This is a genomic window from Paraburkholderia sp. SARCC-3016, from assembly GCF_031119615.1.
Lineage (GTDB): Bacteria > Pseudomonadota > Gammaproteobacteria > Burkholderiales > Burkholderiaceae > Paraburkholderia.
This window is the reverse complement of the sequence record NZ_JAVHZD010000020.1, coordinates 82,673-109,382: the sequence shown is the minus strand read 5'-3', so window position 1 is coordinate 109,382 and position 26,710 is coordinate 82,673. Positions and strand designations below refer to the sequence as shown.

Here is a 26,710-nt window from a genome sequence, read left to right as displayed (position 1 = left end):
GGATCGTTATGACAGACAGGTGAGATCCTGAAAAAGCTCACCTTCATGTTCTTGATTCTCGATCTTGTGTCACAAAGCCGTTCGCTATTGCGCGAAAAGCGGCATACGTTGCGCACAGGCCGATCGGATCCAAGACAGGCTCCGGCGCGCTCATCGGCTGGTTGCCGTGCGCGGCACCGCTGCACGACGAATCGACGCCTTGGTCATTTACCGGCGGACGGTCCTCGCGGGCTAGCGGGTATTTGCATTGCTCTGCGCTGCTGTGCAAAGCTGTGCGTCGACGCGGCGTGTCGCAAAGGTGAGTGTTTTCAGGAGCGGTGTCGTTGTTCGCCGCACCTTGTCCAAAACACCAGTAAGGTTACGCGTGCGACAAGCAGGCGAAACAGTGAACCAGCCGGTCCGCATAAGGTCCATGTTGGGCGGAGGCGAGGTTCACCGTCGCTTCGCGCAACATGTCGCAACTTTCAAATCACGGATTCTGATCATGGAACGCACCGTCCTTCCGTTCGAATCACCGATGCTCCGCCAGGTCGCGGCACCGGTAACCGCCTTCGGCACCGACGAACTTCGCGCGCTCGTCGCCGATATGTTCGATACGATGCGCAGCGGCCGCGGCGTCGGACTTGCTGCCCCGCAGATCGGTATCGGCCAGCGCATTGTCGTGCTCGAGTTTCCCGGAGGCGAACGCGCACCCGGCGAGGCGCCGGTGCCGCCAACCGCACTCATCAATCCGGTCATCACATCGGGGGACGGCGCGGTCGAAGATATAGAAGGCTGCTTCAGCGTGCCGGGCAAGCGCGGCTACGTCACGCGCCACTCGCGCATTTCGTATCGCGCGTACGACGTGGACGGCAATGAGATCGGCGGCGAAGCACGCGGCTTTCATGCGCGGATCATCCAGCACGAGGTCGATCATCTGAACGGCGTGCTGTATGTCGATATCGCGAACCGGACCGAACCTTGGGACAGGACGACAACGCAGATCAGGGAATGACTTCAATCGAGCAAGGTGAGGCCGCCAATGCGACGCGCTTCACTCGAGCTGCCTCCCGAAAATACTCACCTTTGCACGAGTCGGGCCTCGCCGCGGACGAGCGGTACTGATGCATTCGCACCTAAACCAGGATGCGGGTCGAAAAAATCATTCCGGCGATGAAGCCGATAAAGGAACAGCAACGGGAAGCGCTCAGCAGTTACCTTTCTTGGCTTGGCCCGGCGGGCAGAATCCGTTGCCCGGACCGCCTTGTGGCTGCACGGCCACGCCCGGTTCGCCCGGCACGTACACTGCACACCCGGCCAGCATGCCCGAGGCAATCGACAAAGCGACGATGATCTTTTTCATGATGTCCCCAGAAGGAAAGGGGCAGACGTTGCCGCTTCGTCAATACTGACGTGTTCAGAACGAGGAGTTCACGTTGGTTTGACTTCCGCCCGCAATGCTGACGGCAGTCGTTGCGTGGCACCCGAGGCCGCATCGGCTTCCATGGTGCATCGGGCCGCCGGCGTCGCAGCCGCGCTCAAGCCAATGGGCAGCGTGGTTATTACGCCCGCCATCCGCGTCGCACGTGCCATTCATTTTTCAGCACCGGTTGTTTTGTCAGACATGCGAAGCATACGCTCGGCAGGCGACGAATTATATTGCTCCATGCGCGCGCACGGGATCGTTGCCAGTTGTCTTCCTTGCACGCTCGCCAAATGTTGTCGCGCCACCGCTCGCTAGAATTTCACGCGTAGCTGAAACCCGATCGTGAATGGCAAGTCCTCCGAAGGAATCGGCGGGATCACGATAAAGTTCATCCCAACACGCTTGTACTCGGTCATCAAGATCGGCGCGGCGACCGGCCCGATCGAGTGGTTGTGTCCGAGGCCCCAGTCGTTGTAGTTGTAGCCGGAGATAATGCCGCCCATCACCGCGAGCCTGACGAAACCCCAATGCGCGAACTCGGGCGCCCAAACGCCGCCGCCGTAGTAGGAAGGCCGGCGCAGCGAGTTGCGAAAACCGCCTGCCGTCAGCGCCCACTGGCTATTCAGCCAGCATTCGACGCCAAGACCCGGATTGAATTGCTCGAGGTGTGTGTCGGGGTCCGGGTCGATGTGATACGACGCGAACATGGCGTCGACCCAAACGCCGCCGCCGCACCATTCGGCATAAGCCGATGATGCCGCCAGGCCGACCGCGAGCGCCGCCATGGCGCGGCACATGCTTTTCCTCGTGTTCTTGATTTGCCGAAAGCGCATGTCGTCTCCGCCGTCGGCCCGATGCCGGTGACGTCAGAACTGCGGTCTCTATCGATAGGCGTCTGCGACGCCCACTGTAACCCACAATCGGCGGCAAGCCGACGAACGATATTCGGCGAGCGAACAACAAAACGGTGAACGTTCGGCAGGAACGTTCACCGTCAACACTGCGTAACAGGCAGGTTTGACCCGCAAATAATCAGAGGCCGAGATCGGACAAGCCAGGATGATCGTCGGGACGACGGCCGAGCGGCCAGCGGAACAGGCGGTCGGTTTCGCGGATCGGCATTTCGTTGATGCTTGCGTGACGATGCGCCATCAGGCCGTTCTCGTCGAATTCCCAGTTCTCGTTGCCGTATGCGCGGAACCAGTTGTTCGAGTCGTCATGAAACTCGTATGCGAAGCGCACCGCGATACGGTTGCCGCCGAATGCCCACAACTCCTTGATCAATCGATAATCGAGCTCGCGCTTCCACTTACGGCGCAGCAATTCGACGATCGCCGGACGGCCCGTCGCGAATTCGACGCGATTGCGCCATACGCTTTGCGGCGTATAGGCAAGCGATACACGTTCCGGGTCGCGCGTGTTCCATCCGTCTTCTGCAGCGCGCACTTTCTGAATGGCCGTTTCGCGCGTGAAGGGCGGAACAGGCGGGCGGGTTTCGATCTCTGCCATGATGACCTCCTAAGGTCGCTTAAGTCGGGTTACGGTTTCTTGCGGTGGATGGCTGCCCGTCCGATCGCGGACGGGTGGAGCGTGGGGAATGCGAGTGGGTATGGGGTGCGTTGTGGGCGTTGTGGGCGTTGTGGGCGTTGTGAGCCTCGTACGCATCGAGCACATGTTCGGCCGCGCTGCGCGCATCGATTGCCGCGTCCGGGTCTCCGCTGACGAGCGCAACGCCGATCGCGCCGTCGATCAGAATCAGCAACTGATGCGAAAGCTTCGCGGCACGCCGTGCATCGGCGCCGATCGACGCGACGAATTCATCGCACAGCGTGCGCACGAATGCGAGCAGACGCTCCTTGTGCTCGCGCGCGACGACACGAATCGGATCGTCGGGCGAGGCTATTTCACCGGCGGCATTCAAAAATGCGCAACCGTGAAAGTTTTCGGACGCGAACCATTCGCGCAGCACATCGAACATGCCGAGCAGACGCGCACGCGGCCGCTTTCCATGGCGCAGCGTGCCTTCGATAAACCATTTCATCCAGCGTTCGTCGCGCCGCTCGAGCGCAGCTGCAACGAGCGCGTCCTTCGATTCGAAATGCGTGTAGAAGCTTTTGCGCGCGGTGCCCGACTGCTTGACGATCGCATCGACGCCGGTCGCATGAATTCCGCCCGCGTAAATCAGCGCCTCGGCCGCCTCGAGCAGCCGGTCGCGTGCCGAACTGGAAGCCATAGCGGATGCAGATGAGGTGTCGGTCGAGGTAGCCATGTGGCGAATGGTAGAACGATCATTCTACCTCGTCAAGTGTCCTTTTTTTTGCACGATGCATGCAGTCGTGGTGGCGGCCGGGCGGCCGCTCGCGCCGGTAGCTTGCTAAAAGCTGTCCGTGCGCTATCGTTCGGGGTGCGTGTCGATCGAACGGAGAAAAAACATGAAGAAATCCGCTGTCCGCGCTACCGCCGTCGTGCGCGCGCTTTTCCTCGTCGTAGCCGCGACATCCGTGATGAACGCGTGCACGCCGCTCGAGGTGGTCACGCATACCGTCAGCACCACCGAGTCGCGCGTCCCGGCCGGCACGTATAAGCTCGACCCGAGTCATTGGAGCGTCACGTTCGATGTCGATCACTTCAAGTATTCGCGCTTCGTGATGCGCTTTGACCGCGTCACCGGTCAGCTCGACTGGCGTGCAGGCGGAATGGCGAACAGCTCGACGGCCATCACGATCGACGCCGCGAGCATCGACACGAACGTGCCGCAGCTCGACAAGATGGTGAAAGGCGATGAAATGCTCGATGTCGCACGCTATCCGGACATCCGCTTCGTCAGCACGGGTTTCGAGCGCACGGGCGAAACGAGCGGCAAGCTGACCGGCGACCTGACGATTCGCGGCACGACGCAGCCGGTCACGCTCGATGTGAAGTTCAACGGCTACGGCGTCGACCCGCTGACAAAGCTCGACACGATGGGTTTTTCGGCGGAAGGCAGCTTCAGCCGCTCGAAGTTCGGGCTGTCGACATGGTTTCCGGCCGTCGGCGATGAAGTGCGCGTGCGGATTCAGGCCGAATTCGATAAGCCGCCGGCGGGCTCGGCGGGTTGAATCGATGCGCGTGGATGGGCGGCGCGATCGCGTCGCTCGGCCCACCGGTGCGATCGAAGCTACACGGTCCAGTCCAGAATGACCTTGCCGCTTTCGCCCGACAGCATGGTCGCGAACGCGCGCTCGTAGTCGTCAACGGCAAAGCGGTGCGTGAGGATCGGCGACAGATCGAGCCCGCTTTGCAGCATCGCGACCATCTTGTACCAGGTCTCGAACATCTCGCGGCCATAGATGCCCTTGATTTCGAGCCCCTTGAAAATCACCTGATTCCAGTCGATCGACGTTTGCGCAGGCGGAATGCCGAGCAGTGCGATCTTGCCGCCATGGTTCATCGCTTCGAGCATGCTCGTAAACGCGCTCGGCACACCCGACATTTCGAGGCCGACGTCGAAGCCTTCGGTCATGTGCAGGTCCGCCATCACATCGCGCAGTGTTTCGCGCGACACGTTCACCGCGCGCGTCGCGCCCATTTTGCGCGCCAGCTCGAGCCGGTAGTCGTTGACATCGGTGATGACGACGTTGCGCGCGCCGACGTGTTTCGCAATCGCCACCGCCATAATGCCGATCGGCCCGGCGCCGGTAATCAGCACATCCTCGCCGACGAGATTGAACGACAGCGCCGTATGCGTCGCATTGCCGAACGGATCGAAGATCGCCGCGAGATCGTCGGAAATCTCAGGTGGAATCTTGAACGCGTTGAACGCCGGAATCACCAGATATTCAGCGAACGCGCCCTCGCGATTCACGCCGACTCCCACTGTATTGCGGCACAGATGGCGGCGCCCCGCGCGGCAATTGCGGCAAAAACCGCATGTGATGTGACCTTCGCCCGACACGCGGTCGCCGATCGCGAAGCCGCGCACTTCCTGGCCCATCTCGACAATCTCGCCCACGTATTCGTGGCCGACGTGCATCGGCACGGGAATCGTCTTTTGCGCCCAGTCGTCCCACTTCCAGATATGGATGTCGGTGCCGCAAATCGCGGTGCGTGTGATGCGGATCATCACATCGTTATGACCGACTTCGGGTTTTTTGACGCGGGTCAGCGTGAGACCGGGCGCGCGTTCGAGTTTTGCCAAGGCTTTCATGGTGATTCCTGCGAGACGAGTGTTCCGACGATGCGAAGGTGCGGCGGTGTCGTTTCAGATCACACCGAGTGAACGGCCGACGCGTGCGAACGCATCGACCGCGCGATCGATCTGTTCAGAGGTATGCGCCGCACTCATCTGTGTGCGGATGCGCGCGCGGCCGCGCGGCACGACAGGAAAGGAAAAGCCGATCACATAGACGCCTTCGGCGAGCAACGCATCGGCCATCTTCGATGCGAGCTGCGCATCGCCCAACATCACAGGGATGATCGGATGTTCGCCGGGTACGAGCGTGAAGCCGAGCGCAGTCATCGCGCGGCGAAAATGCGCGCCGTTCGCACGGACGCGTTCGCGCAGTTGCGCGCCTTCGTCGCTATCGAGCAATTCGAGCACTTTCAGCGAGGCGGCCGCGATGCTCGGCGTCAATGTGTTCGAGAACAGATACGGACGCGAGCGCTGGCGCAATAGATCGACAATCTCCTTGCGCGCTGCGACGTAACCGCCGGAAGCACCGCCTAGCGCCTTGCCGAGCGTGCCGGTGACGATGTCGACGCGCGACAGCACACCGCAATGTTCGGGCGTGCCGCGGCCGTGCGCGCCGATGAAACCGACCGCGTGCGAATCGTCGACCATGACGAGCGCACCGTAGCGGTCCGCGAGATCGCAGATGCCCGCAAGATTCGCGATGATGCCGTCCATCGAGAACACGCCGTCGGTCGCGATGAGTTTGAAGCGCGCGCCCGCCGCATCGGCCTCCTGCAATCTTGCTTCGAGATCCGCGAGATCGTTGTTCTTGTAGCGATAGCGCTTCGCCTTCGCGAGCCGCACGCCATCGATAATGCTTGCATGATTGAGTTCGTCGCTGATAATCGCGTCGTTTTCGTCGAGCAGCGTTTCGAACAGACCGCCATTCGCATCGAAACAGCTCGAATACAGGATGCAATCGTCAGTCTGCAGAAACGCGGACAGCGCGCCTTCGAGTTCCTTGTGCACGGTCTGCGTTCCGCAGATAAAACGTACCGACGCCATGCCGAAGCCGTCGCGCTCGAGCCCATCCTTCGCGGCTGCGATGAGGCGCGGATCGTCGGCGAGGCCCAGATAATTGTTGGCGCAGAAATTCAGCACGCTGGCGCCGCCTTCGAGCTTGATGTCGGCGGCCTGCGGGCTCGCGATCACACGTTCCGTCTTGTAGAAGCCGTCGGCGCGAATCTGATCGAGCGTGCCTCGTAAATGGGAAAGGAAAGCATCGCGCATGAATCAGCTCCTGTTCGAGTGAGCGGCCCGCGAGGTCTGGATGTGCTTCGACGTGCAGCGGCCTGTTATAGTCGACTATCAGCTTTACCGGAAAAATTCGATTTTTCGAATTTAAGTTCGATATGTCGAACAACTCTAAACGATGGGTCAGTAAATGGCAAGCTCGGAATCCCCGCGTCGGTCGCGTACCTCGCGCAGCGCAGCAACGTCGGCGGCTGCGGCTCTCGTGAACACGCCCTCGGTAGCGGCTGTAGCTGCGCCGCCGCGTGTCGGCGAACAGATCCAGCGGCTGCGCGGCGAACGCAAGATGACGCTCGACGATCTGTCGCGCGCGGCGGGCGTGTCGAAGTCGATGCTGTCCGAAATCGAGCGCGACAAGGCGAATCCGACCATCGCCGTCGCGTGGCGTCTGACGAACGCGCTCGGCGTGAGCCTCGATTCGTTGTTCGCGCCGCCGAAAGCGCCGGAGGCCATTGCGGTATCCGGACCGCACGAGATCCCAACCTTGAGCGGACACGAGGCCAAATACCAGTTGCGTGTGTGGGGGCCCATCGAGCTCGCCGGCAAGTTCGAGTGGTACGAGCTTACGCTTGCCGCGGGCGGCGCGCTCGTATCGAACGCACACGAACCGGGAACGCGCGAGCATTTGACCGTGCTGCACGGCACGATAGACGTCGAAGCGGCAGGCACGACCAGGCGGCTCAAAACGGCGGACACTGCGCGCTATGTGGCCGACGAGCCGCACGCGATTCGCAACGCTGGCAAAAGCGAAGCGAAGGCACTGCTGGTCGTGATTCACGGCTGACGCGTTGACTGCCGGGCGCGCACGCTGACGGCAACGCCGGTGCCTTATCGCGCGGGCGGCCGTTTCGTACGGCCGATACCTTCGTATGCCCGCCGTCTGACAGAGGTTGCAACGAGTACTGTATATTTGTACAGTATACCCCCGTCCTATCGACTGCGACCGGAGCCGACATGAACCGCTCGTCCACCGATCCTGATGCCGCATTAGCCGCGCTGCGTTACCAGAATGCGGCGCGCGACCTCGAGCACATCGTCCGGCATATCGCGTCGCGCTATATCGCCCAGCAGGTTCCGCTCACGTGGCGCCTGCTCCATGCCATCGAGGCGGAAGCGCTGGCCGACCTCGGCTTCGCCAGCCGGCACGACGCGCTGATGCTGGGTCTGTTTCAGCGGCCTGCAGCGTTGCCTTATCCGGAAACGGACGATCCCGTCGATTTCGGCGCATCGAACGCATTGCCTGCGGTATTCGCATTCGCGGTTGCTGCGTATGAAGAAGCGCAACAGCAAGCGGCACAGCTGGCGGCAGCCAGGCAGCCCGCAGGCAGAAGCAAGCGCCGGCCGCGAGCGTGGGGCGGGTAGCAATGTGAACCGCACTCGAACCCCAATGCCGGCTGCATCGGGTGACCTGTTCGATCGCGAACGGGAAGACTGGCTGCGCGACCCCGCGGTCGCGTTCGACGCGTGGCTTGCAAGCCAGCAATTCCGTGCCTCGTCGGCACAGGTCTATCGGGCGCAGTGGGGACTGTTTCTCGAATGGCTGCAAGCGCGGCGCAAAACATTGGCGACTGTCGACCGCAGTTCGATCGCCGATTTCGTTGCGGGCCTGTCCATCCGCAAGCCGCAACGTGCGCGATATCTGCGGCTGATCGAACGCGTGCTCGATCACGTGCGCTTCATCGAAGCGGCGTCGACGAATCCGGCACGTTTCATCGCGCAAGATGGCGAAGCGGGCTGGCGTAACGCGCGCGACAACGAACCGACCGGTTTTCTTTCTTCGGCCGAGCGCGCAACGCTCGTCGCCCATCTTTCATCGCCGGTGGCCGGCTTGTCCGGCGCCGAACGCTGGCGCGCATACCGCGATCGCGCGCTCGTCGCGGTGTTTCTCGGCGGTGGACTGAAGACGAGCGAAGCCATTGCTCTGACAATGCGCAATATCGACATCGGTACTGCGTGGCTCACCATCGACGGCGACAATCCGCTGCTGTCGCGTCGCACTCGGCTTGCGCCGTTTGCCGTCGCGGTGCTTGGCGCATGGCTCGAGGTGCGTGCGGCCGCGGGTCTCGCAGGGGTGCTCGCATTTCCGGCGTCGTCGTCGGGACGGCCGATGCACAAGGCAACGGCGTTGCGCGCAATCGATGCGCTGATCGACACCGCGGGCATAGCGGCTTCGCGTGAAGCGCGCGCGAGCCCGCAGACGTTGCGCAATACATTTGCTGCCGATCTTTTCGAAAGCGGGGTCGACCCGGAACTCGTCGGCCAGTGGCTCGGTTTCGCGCAGCCCGTTTCCGCGCATCGGCTACATCGTGCCTGGAAAACCTGGGGATCCGAACAAACAGGCGGCGAGTCCGATCAAGGTGAGCCCGGAACCAGCGATGCGTGAACCGGTGATGCGCTTTTGCGCGGGCGCTCACCGATGTGCGAATGTCCCGTAAAGACTCACCTCGGGAGATCCCGTAAAAGCTCACCTTTGCGGAAAAGCCTTGCACGATATGGGCTTACATAGACGTCGAAACGGCTCCCGCGGAAAGAAAGCGCGCGACCGCTTCAAGTCGCGACGCCCCTGTTCCCGACGAATGTTCGCATTCCGGGCAAGACAATTCGTAGTGGTGATCGACGTGCGACAGCTCCGGCTCACCTGCTTCGCACTTCGGACAATGCGCCGGCAACACGACGTGGCCGTCGATCGCCGTGCCGATCGACGCAAGTTCATCGGCGCTCAAACGCCCTGCGCTCGCAAGCGCAAACATCAGACGCGCGATCGAAGGATCGATGCCTTGTTGCGCACGCAGCGCCGCGACCTGTCGCGTCATCACATCGAGTTCGTCGGACTGTTCGCGCAGCTGCGCATCGAGTCGGTCGCCTCTCGCTTTGGCCGCCGCCAGTTGCTGGATGAAATCGAATTCCTTGCGGCTCGCCTCGCGCACGCCGGACTGATAAGTCGCCGCCATACTGCGCAGCGAATCCAGTTCGACGAGCATCGGCTTCACGCGGCGCTCCGCTTCAGATACGGCGTCCTTGATCTGCTGCGCGTAATGCTCGGTGCTTTCGCGCAACTCCTGGTGAAGTGCGTCGATTCGTTCGCGCAATGCCGCACTGGTCGACTGCTCGGCTTCGAGGCGTTTTTGCAGCGTCTCGTTTTCGGCGTCGAGTCGGCGTACCGACGCCTGCAAGCTTTCCTGATGCGCGCTGCCGTGCGTCGACGCGGCAGCCAGTTGCGCCTCGAGCGTGCGCACGCGTTCCCATGCGGCGTCCGCGCGTGCCTCGCTTCGCGCGATCGCCTGCTCGGCTGCTTCGTGCCGGATCTTGCCGTCGTGCGTTTCCTGATGCGCGGCCGCGATCGATGCCTGCATTTCCGCGCGCTCTTCGTCGAGCGATGCGCGCGCTTCGACGAGCGCTTCCCGGTACAGTGTGCCGAGCAGTTCGCCGGCGCGCTCTTCGAGCATCTTCGGAATTGCGCCGGCTCCGACGCGTACCCGCGACGCCTGGCGGATACGTTCCCAAAAGCCGTCGATGTCCTTCGGGATGTCGCTGGCGCTACCGGTTTGGGTCAATTCCCGGACAGCAGCCATCGTAGGTCGGATGCCAAGATCGAAAAATAGCCGTTTGCATGCATGCAGCGAAAGCTCCTGGCGCCGAGCACCGGTCTGCCGCATCGATTCCAGCTCTCGCCGGATCGCCTCGCGTTCGTCATCGAGGTTCATGTGTGCCTCATCGCAGATCAGATTCAACGGATCATAACAAATTACGTAACGTTTGCTACGTTTCGCGCGCTGCCGAGCTCGTAAGTCTGGTGAAGGGTTCGCGTACCCCAATGCGAGCGCGCCTACCGACGATTCCGCAGGGGCATCCGTGAAACAAAGCGAAGAATAGCCTATAAGTAACTGTACTTAAAAGATTTTCTTTGTTTCCTGCATTTCGACCCTATGTTTCACGACGCGAAACGAGACGTGCCGGGTGTTGACCTTGCAGTTTCTCTTTACGACTCGCGGTTATTCGTTTGAGAGACATAAAGTAAACACCCTTGAACCTTGGTTAAAAACGTTAACGCCACGGCAAACCCTTATCAGATAAGGATCTCCGGCTAGTCAGGTGAAGTTTTACGGGAGTTGTGGTGAGCCGGCACGGGATTGTGCAGTGAAGGGATTCGGGGCGCCTGGTGAGCGAGTGCAGGACCGTTCGTGAGCGGGTTCGGGAGACGCCCGGAAAAACGGTTTCCTCCAAAGGTGAGCGTTTTCGGGGAATAAGCGCGTGCACGCCCTTGTTCTGCCGGAACGGCGGCCCTTTGCTTGCGATCACGCGAGGGTGAGTCGCTTCGGGAGGTCTTTCGGCCTCGCTTTTTGGTGTTTTTTTGCCGCCGTCAATGCGATCGGTGAGAGCGAACGGGAGCGCAGAGCCTTGTCAGGTGAGGTTTTTCGGGGTGTCGAGCGCTTTCCCAGGCGGTTTTCGGCATCTGTGCCCTCCAAAGGTGAGTATTTTCGGGAGGCTCGGGCGGCGTTTTCGTCTGGAACTGGCAATGGGAGATGACGAGCCCGTCAAAGGTGAGGGAATCCGGGAGCGCAAGCCGTCGTCGGTCGATGGGCCGGAAATGTCATGTGTCGGTCAAAGGTGAGGTTTTGCGGGATGCGTTGGAGACGCTAAATGCACTTAAGGTGAGTAAATTCGGGATCCAATCAGCGGTTGTTCACCGCAAAGGTACAGCAGAAGGCGATCGCGGCGAGCGTGTTTGCCTCAGTCCGCGATCCAGAGGTGAGCGTTTTCGGGTGGCGCCCGAAGATGTGGTCGATTTACTCGACCACGTCTGCGTGCGCTAAAGGTGAGGAATTTCGGGAGCGGTTTGCCGGTCATGATCCGCTTTATATGTACATCGTAAGTACCAGAATCGATTGGGGATTTTCCGCAGAGCAGTGATAGGTGAGGGTTTACGGGAGATCGTGCTGAAGCTTGGCAGATATCGCGGAAGCTGCCTTCGAAGCGCGTCGAGGTGAGGATTTTCGGGACCCCGGCGCAGTGCCGGCGCCGGCTGCAAATCGTGAAGGTCCGATTTCTGCGGCTCTCAAGGTGCTTGAGGTGAGAGTTTTCGGGAGTGGCAGTGCGGCGGGCACGTCCGGGTGCCGCGACGCGCGCAGTGAAATGGTGCGCGAGATTCCCGTCCGTGAACAGATATCCTCCTGACGGGCGACTGCCTGGCGTTCCGGCACATGCGAAGCGACCCGAAAGGCCGCTCGACATTCGCAGGCCCGTGCCTTTGCATCGGGATTTTGCGTCGCATAATTACGACGCTCGTTGCGGTGAGCCGATACGGGAGATCAAGCACGCGGCAATCGACGGGCTCGTCGCGAGCGACTTTTACGGATGCCGCGACAAGCAACGAATACCGGAACGGCCCGGAATTCCGGAAGGTGAGTGTTTTCGGGAATGCGGCGAGGTGAGTCGCGGCTCGTAAACCGGCTTCACCAGGAAATGGTGAGGCACACCCTATAGACGCGCATCACCCCAGTCGGTATCCTTGCGCAAAATCCTTCCCGACCCGACGCATGGCCACGAAGCGCGCGAAGAAAACCGATGTGGTGAGCCCCAGTTCCGCTGAACTGCGCAAGGCAGTCGAGGCCATCGCGATTCAGCCGAAAAGCGGCAAGATCACCCTCCTGACCCGCAAGCTGTTCAACGTGCTGCTGGCCGTCGCGCAGCAGGCGGACGAATCCGGCGACACATATCGCGCGCTCCTGTCCGATATCGTTGCCAACTCCGCATTCGATTCCAACGACACCGCGCTAGTCAAGGAACATCTGCGCCGGATGGTGTCGGTTCAGGTCGAATGGAGCACCGGTACGTCGAGCCAGAAGCCCGGCCGCAAATGGGGCATCTCGACGCTGATTGCCGATGCCGAAATTCTCGAAGATCCGGCCACGCGGCGCGTGTGGGTCGAATTCTCGTTTGCACCGAAGATCAAGAAGAAGCTGCTCGACCCGGTACAGTACGCGCGTTTGAGCCTGCAGTTCCAGAGCCAGCTGCGCAGCAGCGCGGGCCTCGCGCTTTACGAGATCTGCGTGCGCTATCTGACCAATCCGAGCCATCTGACGATGCGCGAGTCGTGGGAATGGTGGCGGCCCATTCTGTCGGGCACGCCGGACACCGAGGCCGGTGACGAGGCGAAGCGCGAATACAAGTACTTCAAGCGCGACTACCTGCGGCCGGCCATCGCCGAGGTCAACGCCGTTACCAACATCTTCGTCGAGCTCATCGAGCACCGCGAAGGCCGGCGTGTTGCCGAGATCCAGTTCCGCGTGACGGAACGCAAGCAGCCGATGCTGGCGCTCGACGAGCATCCAAACGTATTCGACAGCACGCTCGTCGACCGGATGGTGAAGATCGGCATCCCGCTCAAGGAAGCGCAGACGCTCTACGCCGACAGCGAAGAAAACCGGATTCGCGCGGCGCTGCAGATGACCGAGCAGCGGATGCGCAGCACGACGCTGCCGCCGGTGCGCAGCGCGCCGGCGCTTTTCAAGGACGCGTTGAAGAAGGGCTATGCGCCGCCGGTCGAAGCCTTGCCGGCCAGTGGCGGCAAGGCGTCCGGCGCGGTCCCCGCGGACGATCTGAAGGCCCGGTTGCTCAGCGAATATGCAGCGTATCGGCGCAAGGAAGCGCAGGCGCTCTATGAGGAACAGGGCGACTCGGAGCAGCAGGTCGCGCGCCAGTCGTTCGAAGAAGACGAACTGCCCGAGCTTGGCACCCATATGCGCGACGACTGGCGCCGCCGTGGCCTCGACTCGAAGCTCGCCGAGACTGCGTTCTTCGATTGGCTCGCACGGAAGACCTGGGGCGAGCCGACCGATGGCGATCTGCTCGCCTTCACGTTGAGCCAATCGCGCGCAGCCTGAAGCTGCTTATCCGACTGGCCCGATCGGCTGCATGCGGTTAGCGTGCGTTGCGCAGGCAACGCACGCGCGCGGCCTGTGGTGTGAGATCGGCACGAAGCCTCACCTCAACGCGCCCACGATGTTTTCGAAGCTTTATTTTTTCTGCAGCATTCGCTCGATCTGTCGAAGGATGTCGTCACGTTTTTCGCGCGACAGCCCTCGTAGACGCAGTTCAATGCGATCGTCCCCGTAAGACTTCAGATCGCCAACCGACACACCGTCGAACTTGATCTCGAGCCGCTGCGCGTAGCGCTGACGTCCTGCAGGCTTGGCGCTTTCCTGCGCGCTCGCCCTGCCCTTCACGATATCGGCGACCTGGCGAGTGCTGAGGTCGTCGGCCAGAATCTTGTTGATGAGGCGCAGTGTCGCGTCCGTGCCGCGCGCCGAGTGATAGCGGCCAACCTGATAACCCATATTCGAGCCGAACCGATCCGGTCTTGCGACCATTTCCTGCATCACGACTTCGGGCAACTTTGCGATCGACAAGGCGACAGCGACCGTCGATTCATCGAGTCCCAGATGCTCGGCCAATTCCTTTTGACTTTGGAAGTGCTTGTCGTCGAGAAATCGCTTCCAGACGACTGCGTTGTCGAACACGGTCTGTGAATCGCGCTGGACGTTGAGGTCGTAACCGAGTTTGTAGCTTTGGATACCGATTGGCAGATCGATGACGATTGCTTTCACGGTTTCCTTATTGGCTTCCTTTAGCGCGCGCACACGGCGACCACCGTCGCTAACGAAGTAGGTACCGGGATTGTCGTAGTCTGGAATGACGTGGATGGCCTGCTGCTGGCCTTGCTTCGCGAGATTGACGGCAAGCTCTGCGATCGACGACTTCAGATAGAAGTGCCGCGGGTTGAACGGGCTTGCCTTGATCACTTTAAGCGTCAGTTCGATGACTTGTCCCGGGCGATAACCATGTTCGGCGCGCCACGCTCGATACTGCGGCGACTCGTGGATCGATTCCGTTGATTCGACTGCATTCGATGCAGGCTGAGATATCGATTGACTCGAACGGCCGACGACGTCATCCGTTTTGCGGGTGGGACTCTGCACAAGGCCGTCGATCGCATTGAGGCGATCGAGTGCCGTGCGCTTTTCACTGCTGGTTGTATCCGGGCGCGCTTGAAAGCCTTTGGCGAATTGGGAGGGTTTCATTCAGGGACCTTTATGCGCATAAATTCAGGGAAGCAGGGCACCAATCTCTTCGGCAACGGCGCGGATCTCCACGCTCGCGAGTCTGGCGCCACGATCGTTCATCTGCAGCACCGTCTGGCCGAGGGCCATGGCCTGCTTGTACGCCTCACGGGTAGGAATCTGGGTTTTGAGTAGCGGAAAACCGAGCTCTTCCAACGCGCGCTTGAGTTCGCGCGTCAGCATGCGTTTCTCTTCCGTCTTGTTTAGCAGGAAGACCGCTCGCAGGTCTTCGTTCATAACCTGCGCTTGCTGGATCAGTTTGACGAGTCCAACACTCGACCAATAGTCGGCAGGCGAAGACGATGTGGGAATGACGGCGACCGTCGCGGCCAGCAATACGACGCCGGAGACTTTCTCGGTGATCGACGGCGGACAGTCGACGACGATGACATCGTAGTCACCAACGAACTTCTTGATCTCGCGGTGGATCTGGCCACCGGCTTCCGAGAGATTGACGACAGGAAACGGAATGCCGGCTTCTCCATCCGAAGACGCGCTGGCCCAGTGAACCAGGGTGTTCTGTCCATCCGCGTCGACGACGAGAACCCGCTTCCCCTTTTCATGGAAAGCGGCGCCGAGATGCATCGCGATCGTGCTCTTTCCGACACCGCCCTTTTGTTGTGTGACTGCGATGATTTCAGCTGCCAAGCTTCACCTCCCCGTATTTGGACGCTGCTGAATTCTACCTTGATGTATTTTCGTTTCAATGCATTTTGTCGTGACAGTGCGACAAATTGGCCATTCGGCCTGGGTTTATGCGCATAAAGCCCATGCGCCTTCGCTTGAAGAGATTGATGTCGAGCGCAAAGCGGCTTCAGCGGCCAGAGCGTTTCGCTCAAAGGGCGAGGATGAGCACGCAAAGAGCGCGGCTTTATGCGCATAAAGCACGTGTCGGCTACACCGCCTGACGCGCAGCCTTTCAATGGAGCGCAACGAACGATGATCAGCACGTCGTCACAAGGGCCGCCGCCCTCGGAGCAAACCCAAGCCCGTTCGGAATTGGCCAGCGTGGCGCTCTTCGCTGGCGTTTCGCAAGCCCGCTAAAATTCCGGGACCGCGCTTCGGCCTGCTATCCAACACAGCCCATCGCAACCATGGAGCCCAACACGATGATCACGATCTATCACAATCCCCGTTGCTCGAAATCGCGAGGCGCATGCGAACTCATCGATACGTCGTTCAACACAGCAAACGAGCCGATCAAGATCGTCGAGTACCTGCGAGAGCCATTGACGGTCGCGCAGTTGAAGGAACTGAACCGGATGCTTGGTTGCCCGGTACGCGACATGGTCCGCAGTACCGAGCCCGAGTACAAAGACCTGAACTTGGGCGCTGACGATATCGACGACAATCAACTTTATGAAGCGCTCGTCAAACACCCGATCCTGCTTCAACGCCCGATCATCGTGCGCAACGGCAAAGCCGTGATCGGCCGGCCGCCCGAAAACGTCAAAACGCTATTCGACGAATAAATCGAATAGCGCGTAGAAGAATCGACCTGGGGCAGGTTTCCAGCAAATACCGACGTCAGACAGTTCAGCCTTTCGCTACCTGCAACACCGCGTCTTTCGTCGCGATCTGCTGAGGAATGATGCGAAGCTGCGCAAATGCGTCGGCAATGCGTTGCTGCTCCGCGAGCACGGATGCGTCGATCGGACGATACACGTGCGCGTAGTGTCGAAGGCCGCTCTCGATAACGCTCGCGTCGAGTCCCTGGATCGGTGCGAGCTGGGCGGCCGCCTCGGCAATGTGGCCGCGTACCCATTCGCCTTCTTTGCCGGCTTCGTCGACCACTGCCGCAATGACGTCGGCGTGTTCCTGTGCGAACGGACGCGCGCTCAGAAAGAACTGGTGATGACTGACGATGCCTTCGCCGTCGGTCAGCAAGCGCGCATTGGTTTGCCGCTTCGCGGCTTCGAGGAATGGGTCCCAGATCGCCCACGCGTCGACGGCGCCGCGCTCGAATGCGGCGCGCGCATCGGCGGGCGGCAGAAACGCCGGCTGGATATCCGCGTACTGCACACCGGCCTTCTGCAGCGCGGCGACGAGGAACCAATGTACGTCCGAGCCTTTGTTGAACGCGACCTTTTTGCCCTTCAGATCGGCGACCGATTTTATCGGCGCGTCGCGATGTACGAGGATGCCTTCCGCGTGCGGCGTCGGCATTTCATAAGCGGTGTAGACGAAGTTCGCGCCGGCAGCCTGCGCGATGACTGGCGGCGCCTCGCCGACATAACCGAAGTCGATCGAACCGACATTGAGGCCTTCGAGCAACTGGGGTCCCGCCGGGAATTCAGTCCATTTGACCGAGATGCCAAGCGGAGCAAAACGCTTCTCGAGCGTGCCGTGCGCTTTGAGCAGGACGAGCGTGCTGGCCGCCTTCTGGTAGCCGATGCGGACGGAGGTGGCGCGTGTAGCGGCGATGGAGGGCAGGGCCGCTGCGGCCATCACGGCGCCGGTTCCGGCGAGAAACGCGCGGCGCGTCAGGGAAGGATGACGAATCATGATTGGGCTCGGGTCGACCTGGCGAAAGACGGACGCAACATGGACCGGTTGCGTTCAACGATAAGTCGCTCGCCGGCGAGCGCGAACCGATAAATTCACATAAGCAAATCACGCTGGACTAACGCGCATCGCTGCTGTGAAAAGCGTCATGCGTGTCAAACATGCCGAACCCGTCAATCGCGTCAGACAGGCATGCGTGTCAAGGAACCGGAGTAGCGCCACAAGTTGCGCTCACATCGGATGCACGCACCGCGTCCGTCTATTGCTCGCGCGGGCCGGCATCATCGACGTCGTCGATTCCGCTCATCGCTCGCGAGGCCGCACGCAACAGTCCGATGTGTCTGCGGAAGTTGCGGCACCCGCTGCAGGTCGGCAGATGCGCGCCGACGGCCAGCCGTTCGCGCAGGTCGAGGTTGCGCTCGAGCGCGTCGGAAAGCAGCCGCGTGATGTCTTTACACTTCCCCATCGACGTCCCCGCTGGAAAAGCCCTTTTCGGTCAAGCATGCGCGCAGCCGTAAGCGCGCACGGTAGATGAGCACGCTGCAATGGTTCGCCGACAATTGCAGCTCACTGCAAATCTGATTGGTTTCGAGGTCGAGGAATTCGCGCATCATGAACACGCGGCCGATCTGTTCGGGCAAGTGATCGAGGCACGTCTCGAACAGCGTCCAGAACTGTTGCTGACGCAGCGCCCGTTCGGGGGTTGGCCACGAGCGAGGCTGCGCTTCGCGCGACCAGTGCCCGTTCTCCTTGAACAGTTCGCGATCGAGCAAGGCTTCGCCGTCGAGTTCGTCGTCGAGCGCCGACAGATTGATCGTGCGCTGCCGCGCACGCAGGATGTCCACGAGTTTGTGACGCAGAATGCCGAACACCCAAGTTTTGTGTTCGGATTGACCGGCAAACCGGTCTGCCTGCGTCCACGCCGCAGCCAAGGCTTCCTGCACTGCGTCTTCGGCGGCTGCCGCATCGCGCAACTGAAGCCGCGCAAAACGCATCAGGTCGCGGCGAAGCCGGTCGAGATAGGCGGGATCGTCGAACGCCTGCTCAGCGATCAGGGTCCTCATGCGCGCCCCCGCGCGTCGCTGCAAGACGAACAGCGAGAACGTGACTCTGCGTAGAGGATGAAGCGCCGTGGCCGGCGCGGCTTGTAAGGACAGTTCGTATTCATCAGCGGGAGAAAAGGCGCCTTAGCGGACTCGGCGCACATTTTCCCTCACTTGCCGCCTGGATGGATTTAAATTCGGCTACAACGCGGCGTCAGGAACTCTTCCCGCCGCCATCGATTCCGCTGCCGGTTCGCCAGACCTTTTTGCCTTCTTCGGACAACTCGCCGCAGCTGTGTTCCGCATCGGCCTGCGTGTTCTCGACGGCCATCTCGCCGCCCGGTTGTTCCTGCGCCTTTTGACGGTGCCCTTTGCGAGCGGCCATTGCTTCGTCGTGCGATTTACCTGAAGTAACGCGTGTCATGCTGTCATCCCTCCGTAAGAAACTGCACCTGTGACCGCTGAGCTCGCTACGCGAAGTTTGCGTTGCGCGAGACGTGCGGCCGCTCCAAAGGCCCGAGCAGGCGTCGCGTAACAGGATCGCAGCGCGCTGTAATTGGAATGCATCGTTGCAGGTAGTTTTTGCCGCACACCCGCTAGCCGATCGCAAGCTTGAGTCACAAGGAGAAGAGTCGATTTATCCACAAGGTTTTCCCCGAAATCTGTGGATAACAGACGTGGTCTCGGACTTGTCCACAGACCCGAAGCGCATTCGCGAATGCCGCTATGATTACAAAGCCGTACCTTTAACTGACGTAACTCTATGGGAACGACACTATGGCTTACCAGATTGCAGTCATCGTAGGCAGCCTTCGCCGCGAATCTTTCAACCGGCAACTCGCCCATGCGCTGATTTCGCTTGCGCCGGCCGAATTCAGGTTTGAATTTGTCGAGATCGGCAACCTGCCGCTGTACAACCAGGAGTACGACGCGGATTTCCCCGAGCCGGCGCGCCAGTTCAAACGGCAGATCGAGTCCGCCGACGGGTTGCTGTTCGTGACACCCGAATACAACCGTTCGATTCCCGGTGTGCTGAAAAACGCGCTCGACTGGGGCTCGCGGCCATGGGGTCACAGCTCGTGGGGCGGTAAGCCAGGCGCGGTGTGCGGAACGTCGCCGGGTGCGATGGGCAGCGCGCTCGCGCAACAGCATTTGCGCAACGTGCTCGCATATCTCGACGTACCGACGATGGGCCAACCCGAAATCTTCGTGAAGCACGATCCGTCGCGTATCGATGCGAACGGCACCATCATCAACGACGGCACGCGCGAATTTCTGCAGAACTTCGTCGACACCTTCGTTGCGTGGGTAAAGAAGCACCAGGTCTAGAAGCACCACATCTGATCGCTGCAGCGCCGCACGTCCGACGTCCGCCTGCGTGTCGAGCCGTGCATCCAGTCGCACGTCGATCTGCGCGTCGACCCGGTTTCGCTGGACGCGGCGCCGAATGCATGGCGCCGCTGTTCTGCCGATCAGCGTGGCGCTCACCTGTCGTCAATGATGATGGTGACCGGTCACGCGCTCCCATCCATGCCGCACCGCTGCCTTGAAGCGATCCCAGCTTCCCTCGGGCGCCGCGCGTTCCCAGTCGTGACGCGCTTCGAGTTCGACGTCGTCGTCCCACGGTCGATCCTGATAGCGCGCGTCGCGTCCCATCGTCGCGCCGTACCGGTAAGCCGGCACGTATTCGTCATAACGCGCGCCTTCGCGTGTGCCGAATTGCTCGTCGTAGTGCAGGCGGAAATCCTCTTCGTACTCGAGAAACTCGTCGGGAATCGGCGCACCGAGGTCGCCATCGCCGGCGCGGCGGACTGCCTGCTGGTTTGCGGCGGACCCGGTCGCCACTGTCGGCGGCGAATAGTCGTCGCCGCGCAACTGCTCGCGCGCGTCCTGTTCGTTCATCATGCCGGCCCTGCCGCCCAAGCCGGCCGTCGCCGATGGGAGATCGGACCCGGCGCCGGTTTGTGCGTCGCCGCGAACCTTTGGAGTGCTGCCGGGTTCTGGCGCGCGAGGGGTCATATCAACTGGCTCGCTGCCGGATGCCGCCGCCTGGCGCTGCCACAAGCCGTCACCAGGCAGAGGCGTCGCCCGGCTGATGTCGGCGGGATCGGACTGATATTGCGCGGCGCCGCGCACGGTTCTCGCCGGATACGCGGACTCGTCGCCCACGCTCGACGAAGCCGCGCCAGAGGTTCGCGAAAACTCGTCACGCGGCGGCGCAAACTGCGGTTCCGGCGTTGGCGCAAGCGGCGCGGCCGGCACATCGCGCACCTGCTCGCGCAGTCGCGCTTCACGCATCGCCGCTTCGTCGAGTTCGCGGCGCCCGGTGTCGGCCAGATCGGGCCGCAGCACCGCGCCCGATCCGGGCACGCCGCCGGCCGCGATCGCGGTCCGCGCGGCTTCGTCATCGAGCGGCGTATCGTGCGGTGGCGCATCGACACGCTCGTAGCGACGCTCTTCTTCCATCGCCCGCAATGCGTCGTTCGGCGGCTGCGCAGCGGTAGGTGTCGCCGCCGGTGTGCCGAGACCGAGCTCGTCGAGCATCGAATGTTCGCGCCGCGCTTGTGCGGCCTCATCGGTATCGCGCGGCGGCTGATCGATACGCGCGCGCTCGCTGACGTCGTGCGCGCCAAGGCGCATCAACAGGTTGTGCGCCAGTTCCGTGTGCGCGTCGGAAGCCGCATCGACGGCGACGAGCACCGCCCCACGCCGCACGGCATCCGTGTAGCGTTCGGCTATCGGCTCGTTGAGACTCGAACCGGACGTCGAAAAAAGGCTCGTAAAAAAGCGCTCGATATTGGCGAGCACGCCCGGCGATTCGTCGGCGATCGCATCGGACGCTGTTTCGGGGTTCGCCCGTAACTCGACCTCGTTATAAGCGAAGCCCGATTGCACGAGTGCGTTGCGCGCACCGTCTGCTTCCGCGTAGGTGTTGAACAGGCCGATAACCGTTTGTCGCATGGCTGCCTCCCGGATGATTTGCTCAGGCCGGCGGCGCGACAGCTTACAGCCGTCGTTCGCCAGCCGGCGTTAACGGGAAGGTCCGCAACGATCGTGCCGGGATTTCCTGCGGCGCAAAGCCCGCGCAAAGCGCGAGCAAACCGTTTCCGCCGCGTGCACACAGCGCCCTTTTTACAAACGGTCCGGTAACGCCAGCAGCCCGCGCTTAATGGGTCGGATGCGTATTCGACGACGGCAGATCGTGCTGCAGCGTCTGCAGAAACTGATCGAGCAGCGCGATATCGAATGGCTTCGGCAACACGTGCGCGTCGACATGCCGGGCGCGCTCGAGTTCTTCCGCATAGCCGGTTACAAGCACGACCGGCAGCTTCGTTTCGAAGTGCTGGATCGCTTCCGCGAGATCGATACCGTTGAGCTTGCCGGGCATATGGATGTCCGAGATTACAAGATCGAACGGCAACGGCTCGCCGCTTTTCGCCCGCTTTGCGCGCGCATCGTCGAGCAGGCGCAGCGCCGTATCCGCATTGAATACGCAGGTGACCTCATGACCCATCATCTGCAGCAGCGCTTCGGTACCCGCTGCCACTTCGTCGTTGTCTTCGACGAGCAGAATGCGCAGCCCTTGCGGCGTGTCGTTTTCCGCGACGATCGGCTCGACCGGCGCTTCCGTCTGAACCGCCTCGCCGGTCGTACGCGGCAGATAGAGCCGCACCGAGGTGCCCGCGCCGGTTGCGCTGTCGATGGCTGCCAGGCCGCCCGAGCGTTCGCAGAAGGCAAACACCTGCGGCAGGCCGAGGCCCGTGCCCATGCCTTTCGGCTTGGTCGTGAAGAGCGGCTCGAAGGCGCGCGCGAGCACGTCGGCCGGCATGCCGATGCCGGTGTCTTCGAGCGAGAGCTGGACGAAGTTGCCGGTCAGCGGAAAGCCGTCCTCGTGACGGAACGCGATGTTCTTCGCGCGCACGGTGAAGCGCCCGCCGTTCGGCATCGCATCGCGCGCATTGACCGCAATGTTGATCAATGCAAGTTCGAGTTCCGCCACATCGACGCGAATCGGCCAGACGCCGATGCCGATGTCCATCACGAGCGACACCTTTGCGCCGAGCGAGGCGCGCAACAGCTCGCGGCAGCCGGGCAGCCAGTGTTCAATCGCGAGCGTTTCGTTGCGCAGCGGTTGCTTGCGCGCCACGCCGAGCAACTGGCGCGTGAGCGACTGGCCGCTTTTCAACGCACGCTCGACGGCCGACAGTTCGCGGTCGAATGCGGCCGCTTTCCGTTTGCGCAAGATCTGGACGTTCGCCGAGATGATCATCAGCAGATTATTGAAATCGTGCGCGACGCTGCCGACAAGATTGCCGAGCGCTTCCATCTTGCGCGACTGCCGGTACGCCGATTCGATCGAGCGGCGCATCGACGCTTCGGCCTGCCAGTGCTCCCATGCTTCCTCTTCGGCGGCGAGTCGCCTCAAGGACAGCCAGATCACGCACCACAGCACCACCGACGGCACGAACATCGCAAGGATCAGCACGCTCAGGTGCCGGTACCACGCAGCCCAGATCGCCGCAGTGCGATAGCCGCATGCCACGTACACCGGATAGGAACCGACGCGCCTGAACGCGACGATCTGCGTATCGCCGTACAGCATCGAATGCACGCGCACGACACCCGCGCGGCGGCCCTCGGCAAGCGCTTCGGTGAACGGCGACTTTTGCGGCTCGGCGTCCGCCCTGCGGCTCGGCGGATAGTGCGCGAGCACCGCACCGTCCGTGCGCGTCAGGCCCATTGTCATCGGCGAGCCGCTGCCGCCCAGCAGGTCGCGATAGAAGTCGCTGAAATACCCGGTACGCAGCGCGACCGAGACGATGCCGGCAAACGCATCGTCGCCGTTACGGCGTGCGACGCCGGTATTGAATACGACTTCGCCATCCGCCGCGGAGCCGGACATGACTTTCGATACATGCTCGATCACGCTGCCGTTGCGAATGCCGATGAAATCGTCGCGTCCGGCAATCGACAAGGGCGGCGCGGGATAGAAGCGGCTGCTCGCGAGCAGCGTGCCGTCGCTGCTGAAAATCGACATCGATGCGACCTGCGGATAACCGCCGCCGATCGAATCGAGCTTGTCGTGGATCTGCGCTTCGCGCGCGCGAATGCCGGCGTTGTCGAGACCCTGCACAAGATCGACGACGCGCGCATCGAGCGCTTCATTCATGTCGAATACCTTGAGCGCATGCTCTTCGGCAACGCGCACGGTGCGCAGCGTCACGTCGGTCGCTTCCGCCTCGCGAGCCCGGAAGTCGTTGAACGCCATGACCGCGACGAACACACATGGAAGAATGATGGCCGCCACCAGCAGCGCGATCAACGTCATGCGCCGGACCGCGAAATTGTGTTCGGGCACGGCCGGAAACACGGTCTCTTCGGACCGGTCGCCGGCGTCGCGATTTTCTTCAGCCGATTCGCGCCGATCAGAAGTCATCTTGAACACCGCGGCAAAAGCCGGAAAGGGCAGGCATGACTTCCACCATCATACGGCCGGTGATGGTTACCGCCATTCGAATTCTCAGATAGGCCGAACTCTCCGCGAATCAGTGACAAATCTGGAAGCGCAAACGTACACAAAAGGATAAACCGCGACATTTTGTTGGTTAGTGGTTAAAACGTCCCCGCAAGTCGTGTCACTTGAGTGACTTTTGTTCGATGTACCGCAATTTGGCGAGTTGCCTTTTCCCCAGTTTGCTTTGAGAATTGCGCCCCAGATAATGCATGCGCCGCCATGTACGGACGCAACTGCGCGAGGGCGCCCCGACATCCCAGTCAGACGAGACGGAAGGGTAGTTCGCGATATTCAGCGAGCGGGGCAGCACGGCATGCATCAGGCCCGTTGCCGCGCAAAGTCTGCCACGGGGTGGGGTTCAAAAATGCCGGCCATTATCGTCCTTCGACGTGTACGCGATTATCTGCGTGCCTGTCGATCACAGCGCGGCGCGGCGTCGCACTCCTTTGCCCTTTTTCGTACCGCGTGCGCCTGAGGCGGGCGCAGCATTCCGCCTGCACGCAGTAAATCCTGCCGGTTACTAAAGAACCGCCGACAGCCGCCGATAATACGCACGAGACAACTCCGTTTACCGATTCTGCCACCATGCCCTTGCCCATCGTGATCGCCGACGATTCGCTGCTTGCCCGGAAGGTGCTTACGAAAGCACTGCCCGCGGACTGGGACGTCGAGATCGCCTACGCATCGAACGGGCGCGAAGCACTCGCACTGTACCGCGCCGGCAAAGCCACGGTGATGTTTCTCGACCTGACGATGCCCGACATGACGGGCTATCAGGTACTGGAAGCGCTGCAGCACGAAGATCTGAACACATTCGTGATAGTCGTGTCCGCGGACATCCAGCCGATGGCGCAGGAACGCGTACGCGCGCTGGGCGCAATCGCGTTCATTGCGAAGCCCGTGACCCCCGAGGCGGTCCTTCCCATCCTCAAGGAGTACGGGTTGTATGCCTGAGCCAGTTCTCAACGAAGACCAGCGCGACGCGTTGCAGGAGGTGGCGAATCTCGCGATGGGACAGGCCGCGAAGCGCCTCGCGCTGCTGCTCGATGCGTTCATCGAGCTGTCGGTGCCGCGGGTGCGCGTCGTCAACGTGCGCGAAGCCGCGCAGGCGCTGCGCGACATGACCGGCATCAGCGAGACCGTCGCCGCGGTGCGCCAGGGGTTCCGCTCGGATATCAAGGGCGAAGCGCTCGTGATCTGCAAGAGCGGCAACGTCGAACAGCTCTGCGCGCTCGTCAGCGACCCCTACGCGAAATCCGCCTATGAGGCGACCAGTCAGGAAGAGCTGATCTTCGATATCGCGAACCTGCTGACCGGGGCCTGCGTCTCGTGCATCTTCGAGCAGCTCGGCCGCGCGCCGGTGTTTTCGGCGCCGGGCATGCTCGGTCTCACGATGTCCCTCGACGACGTATTCCAGCCGAACATCCTCGCATGGAGCGTCGCGCTGCTCGTCGAAGTGAACTTCTCGCTCGAGGATCAGAGCTTTCGCGCGCATCTCGTCATGCTGATGGCCGAAGATTCCATCCTGCATATCAATCACGCACTCGATGCACTGTTGTCCAGCCTATGAATGTCTCGACGGCCTCGCTGAGCGACCTGGTAGTGGAACGCGTCGGATTCGGCATTTTCGTGCTCGACCGGCAAATGAACGTACTGATGTGGAACCGCTTCATGCACGACCACAGCGGCCTGTCGGCCGAACAGGTGGTCGGCAAATCGATTTTCGCGAACTTTCCGGAATTGCCGCGCGTCTGGCTCACGCGCAAGCTCGAAAGCGTGTTCCAGCTCGGCAGCTTCGCGTTCAGTTCATGGGAGCAGCGGCCGTATCTGTTCAAGTTCGACCACGACCGGCCGATCACGGGCGGCGTCGACTATATGCAGCAGGACTGCACGTTCATGCCGCTGATGCGCGATCGCGAAGTCGAAGCCGTGTGTGTAACGGTCTCCGATGTGACGCACGTGAGCATCATGCAACGCGAACGCGAGGAAGCGGTGGCGAAGCTGCAGGAATACGCGGACCGCGACGGGCTGACCGGCATTGCGAACCGACGCTACTTCGAAGTGCGGCTGCGTGATGAATACACGCGCTGGCAGCGCTATGGCGGCGATCTGTCGATCCTGCTGTTCGATCTCGATCACTTCAAGAAGATCAACGACCAGTTCGGGCACGTGGCCGGCGATTCCGTGCTGCGCGAGATGGCGCAGCGCGTGGCGGGCGTCGTGCGTGCGCAGGATACGTTCGGGCGGTTCGGCGGCGAGGAATTCGCGCTGCTGTTGCCGTGCACGCCGCTCGAGGATGCGATGCTCGTCGCCGAGAAAATCCGCAATACGATCGGCGACACGCCGGTCGACGTGCACGGCGTCAGCGTGCCGGTCACGGCGAGCGTCGGTGGCGCGTCGGCGCGAGCCGGTGTCCCGGCTTACGAAGCGCTGATCAACGAAGCCGATGCGGCCCTTTACACTGCTAAACGGCAGGGCCGTAACCGGTCGATCGCTTTTATCTGACGTTTCGGCCGATCGCACGGCCGGGCGCGCAGTAGCGACCACGGGCCGGCCCGGCAAGCTTTGCATGGCCATGTCCTTGCCGGGCGCGCCGCCCCGGGCCGGGTTTAGCGACGGCTTTCGATGGCTGGTATACTTTCGCCCGTTCCGGCATCCCGG

The 26,710-nt window shown here is 61.7% G+C and carries 26 protein-coding genes; 11 read left to right on the top strand and 15 right to left on the bottom strand.

Features of this window, described 5'->3' with window-relative positions; genetic code table 11:
• Window positions 1-484 precede the first annotated feature (484 nt).
• Window positions 485-994, top strand: a complete 510-nt coding sequence (def, locus tag QYH69_RS20805) for a peptide deformylase (RefSeq protein WP_308833689.1) — start codon at window positions 485-487, stop codon at window positions 992-994.
• 192 nt (window positions 995-1,186) lie between these two features.
• On the opposite strand, the gene QYH69_RS20800 is transcribed toward def, so the two are convergent.
• The 4 genes from QYH69_RS20800 to QYH69_RS20785 all read right to left on the bottom strand — a co-directional run bounded on the left by QYH69_RS20800 (window position 1,187) and on the right by QYH69_RS20785 (window position 3,674).
• The gene (locus QYH69_RS20800) at window positions 1,187-1,342 is read right to left on the bottom strand and encodes a hypothetical protein (protein WP_308830294.1); all 156 of its coding nucleotides are present in this window, start codon (window positions 1,340-1,342) and stop codon (window positions 1,187-1,189) included.
• A 374-nt stretch (window positions 1,343-1,716) separates the two neighbouring features.
• On the bottom strand, window positions 1,717-2,238 hold the full coding sequence (locus tag QYH69_RS20795) for a hypothetical protein (RefSeq protein WP_308833688.1): 522 nt from the start codon (window positions 2,236-2,238) through the stop codon (window positions 1,717-1,719).
• A gap of 199 nt (window positions 2,239-2,437) precedes the next feature.
• Entirely contained in the window at window positions 2,438-2,914 is a 477-nt protein-coding gene (locus QYH69_RS20790) for a DUF1348 family protein (RefSeq protein ID WP_075159459.1), read from the bottom strand.
• 19 nt (window positions 2,915-2,933) lie between these two features.
• Entirely contained in the window at window positions 2,934-3,674 is a 741-nt protein-coding gene (locus QYH69_RS20785) for a TetR/AcrR family transcriptional regulator (RefSeq protein ID WP_374992462.1), read from the bottom strand.
• A 163-nt stretch (window positions 3,675-3,837) separates the two neighbouring features.
• Here QYH69_RS20785 and QYH69_RS20780 point away from each other — a divergent pair, with 163 nt between their 5' ends.
• Window positions 3,838-4,503, top strand: coding sequence for a YceI family protein (locus QYH69_RS20780; protein ID WP_308833686.1), 666 nt, complete (start codon window positions 3,838-3,840; stop codon window positions 4,501-4,503).
• A gap of 59 nt (window positions 4,504-4,562) precedes the next feature.
• Here QYH69_RS20780 and tdh read toward each other — a convergent pair whose 3' ends face one another.
• Together tdh and QYH69_RS20770 are read right to left on the bottom strand one after the other, a co-directional pair.
• On the bottom strand, window positions 4,563-5,591 hold the full coding sequence (gene tdh / locus QYH69_RS20775) for an L-threonine 3-dehydrogenase (RefSeq protein WP_308833685.1): 1,029 nt from the start codon (window positions 5,589-5,591) through the stop codon (window positions 4,563-4,565).
• 54 nt (window positions 5,592-5,645) lie between these two features.
• Complete coding sequence (locus QYH69_RS20770) at window positions 5,646-6,845, bottom strand: glycine C-acetyltransferase (protein ID WP_308833684.1); 1,200 nt, start codon at window positions 6,843-6,845, stop codon at window positions 5,646-5,648.
• Between the two features lie 154 nt (window positions 6,846-6,999).
• On the opposite strand from QYH69_RS20770, the gene QYH69_RS20765 reads away from it, so the two are divergent.
• The 3 genes from QYH69_RS20765 to QYH69_RS20755 all read left to right on the top strand — a co-directional run bounded on the left by QYH69_RS20765 (window position 7,000) and on the right by QYH69_RS20755 (window position 9,249).
• Window positions 7,000-7,650 carry an XRE family transcriptional regulator gene (locus tag QYH69_RS20765; RefSeq protein WP_308833683.1) on the top strand — a complete coding sequence of 217 codons (651 nt, stop codon included), beginning with the start codon at window positions 7,000-7,002 and terminating at the stop codon, window positions 7,648-7,650.
• Window positions 7,651-7,820: 170 nt separating this feature from the next.
• Window positions 7,821-8,228: a DUF2471 family protein gene (locus QYH69_RS20760; RefSeq protein ID WP_308833682.1), complete on the top strand. Its 408-nt coding sequence runs from the start codon at window positions 7,821-7,823 to the stop codon at window positions 8,226-8,228.
• 25 nt (window positions 8,229-8,253) lie between these two features.
• Window positions 8,254-9,249: a site-specific integrase gene (locus tag QYH69_RS20755; protein ID WP_308833681.1), complete on the top strand. Its 996-nt coding sequence runs from the start codon at window positions 8,254-8,256 to the stop codon at window positions 9,247-9,249.
• Window positions 9,250-9,364: 115 nt separating this feature from the next.
• On the opposite strand, the gene QYH69_RS20750 is transcribed toward QYH69_RS20755, so the two are convergent.
• Window positions 9,365-10,570, bottom strand: a complete 1,206-nt coding sequence (locus tag QYH69_RS20750; protein WP_308833680.1) for a DNA-binding protein — start codon at window positions 10,568-10,570, stop codon at window positions 9,365-9,367.
• Window positions 10,571-12,403: 1,833 nt separating this feature from the next.
• Here QYH69_RS20750 and QYH69_RS20745 point away from each other — a divergent pair.
• The gene (locus QYH69_RS20745; protein ID WP_308833679.1) at window positions 12,404-13,750 is read left to right on the top strand and encodes a replication initiation protein; all 1,347 of its coding nucleotides are present in this window, start codon (window positions 12,404-12,406) and stop codon (window positions 13,748-13,750) included.
• 132 nt (window positions 13,751-13,882) lie between these two features.
• Here the strand turns inward: QYH69_RS20745 and QYH69_RS20740 are convergent, their stop codons facing one another.
• Window positions 13,883-14,947, bottom strand: a complete 1,065-nt coding sequence (locus tag QYH69_RS20740; protein WP_308833678.1) for a ParB/RepB/Spo0J family partition protein — start codon at window positions 14,945-14,947, stop codon at window positions 13,883-13,885.
• Window positions 14,948-14,971: 24 nt separating this feature from the next.
• Entirely contained in the window at window positions 14,972-15,634 is a 663-nt protein-coding gene (parA, locus tag QYH69_RS20735; protein ID WP_075159448.1) for a ParA family partition ATPase, read from the bottom strand.
• Window positions 15,635-16,095: 461 nt separating this feature from the next.
• Here parA and arsC point away from each other — a divergent pair, with 461 nt between their 5' ends.
• Window positions 16,096-16,458 carry an arsenate reductase (glutaredoxin) gene (gene arsC / locus QYH69_RS20730; RefSeq protein WP_308833677.1) on the top strand — a complete coding sequence of 121 codons (363 nt, stop codon included), beginning with the start codon at window positions 16,096-16,098 and terminating at the stop codon, window positions 16,456-16,458.
• Window positions 16,459-16,522: 64 nt separating this feature from the next.
• On the opposite strand, the gene QYH69_RS20725 is transcribed toward arsC, so the two are convergent.
• The 4 genes from QYH69_RS20725 to QYH69_RS20710 all read right to left on the bottom strand — a co-directional run bounded on the left by QYH69_RS20725 (window position 16,523) and on the right by QYH69_RS20710 (window position 18,958).
• Window positions 16,523-17,491, bottom strand: a complete 969-nt coding sequence (locus QYH69_RS20725) for a sulfonate ABC transporter substrate-binding protein (RefSeq protein ID WP_308833676.1) — start codon at window positions 17,489-17,491, stop codon at window positions 16,523-16,525.
• 259 nt (window positions 17,492-17,750) lie between these two features.
• Window positions 17,751-17,957 (bottom strand): zf-HC2 domain-containing protein, encoded by a 207-nt coding sequence (locus tag QYH69_RS20720; RefSeq protein WP_308833675.1) that lies wholly within the window; start codon window positions 17,955-17,957, stop codon window positions 17,751-17,753.
• On the bottom strand, window positions 17,944-18,555 hold the full coding sequence (locus tag QYH69_RS20715; RefSeq protein WP_308833674.1) for an RNA polymerase factor sigma-70: 612 nt from the start codon (window positions 18,553-18,555) through the stop codon (window positions 17,944-17,946). The genes QYH69_RS20720 and QYH69_RS20715 overlap by 14 nt, the downstream gene beginning before the upstream one ends.
• A 193-nt stretch (window positions 18,556-18,748) precedes the next feature.
• Window positions 18,749-18,958, bottom strand: a complete 210-nt coding sequence (locus tag QYH69_RS20710) for a hypothetical protein (protein WP_308833673.1) — start codon at window positions 18,956-18,958, stop codon at window positions 18,749-18,751.
• A gap of 353 nt (window positions 18,959-19,311) precedes the next feature.
• On the opposite strand from QYH69_RS20710, the gene QYH69_RS20705 reads away from it, so the two are divergent.
• On the top strand, window positions 19,312-19,863 hold the full coding sequence (locus tag QYH69_RS20705; RefSeq protein WP_308833672.1) for an NADPH-dependent FMN reductase: 552 nt from the start codon (window positions 19,312-19,314) through the stop codon (window positions 19,861-19,863).
• Between the two features lie 165 nt (window positions 19,864-20,028).
• Here the strand turns inward: QYH69_RS20705 and QYH69_RS20700 are convergent, their stop codons facing one another.
• Entirely contained in the window at window positions 20,029-21,495 is a 1,467-nt protein-coding gene (locus tag QYH69_RS20700; RefSeq protein WP_308833671.1) for a hypothetical protein, read from the bottom strand.
• A 205-nt stretch (window positions 21,496-21,700) separates the two neighbouring features.
• On the bottom strand, window positions 21,701-23,971 hold the full coding sequence (locus QYH69_RS20695) for an ATP-binding protein (RefSeq protein ID WP_308833670.1): 2,271 nt from the start codon (window positions 23,969-23,971) through the stop codon (window positions 21,701-21,703).
• Between the two features lie 663 nt (window positions 23,972-24,634).
• Between QYH69_RS20695 and QYH69_RS20690 the strand changes: the two genes are divergently transcribed.
• Genes QYH69_RS20690 through QYH69_RS20680 form a run of 3 tightly spaced genes read left to right on the top strand, consistent with a single transcriptional unit; the run spans window position 24,635 to window position 26,554 of the window.
• Window positions 24,635-25,003 carry a response regulator gene (locus QYH69_RS20690; protein WP_308833669.1) on the top strand — a complete coding sequence of 123 codons (369 nt, stop codon included), beginning with the start codon at window positions 24,635-24,637 and terminating at the stop codon, window positions 25,001-25,003.
• Window positions 24,996-25,619, top strand: coding sequence for a chemotaxis protein CheC (locus tag QYH69_RS20685; RefSeq protein WP_308833668.1), 624 nt, complete (start codon window positions 24,996-24,998; stop codon window positions 25,617-25,619). Before QYH69_RS20690 ends, QYH69_RS20685 begins: the two co-directional genes overlap by 8 nt.
• A complete protein-coding gene (locus QYH69_RS20680) occupies window positions 25,616-26,554 on the top strand; it encodes a GGDEF domain-containing protein (protein ID WP_075159438.1) in 939 nt (312 codons plus the stop codon). Before QYH69_RS20685 ends, QYH69_RS20680 begins: the two co-directional genes overlap by 4 nt.
• The last annotated feature ends 156 nt before the right edge of the window (window positions 26,555-26,710 follow it).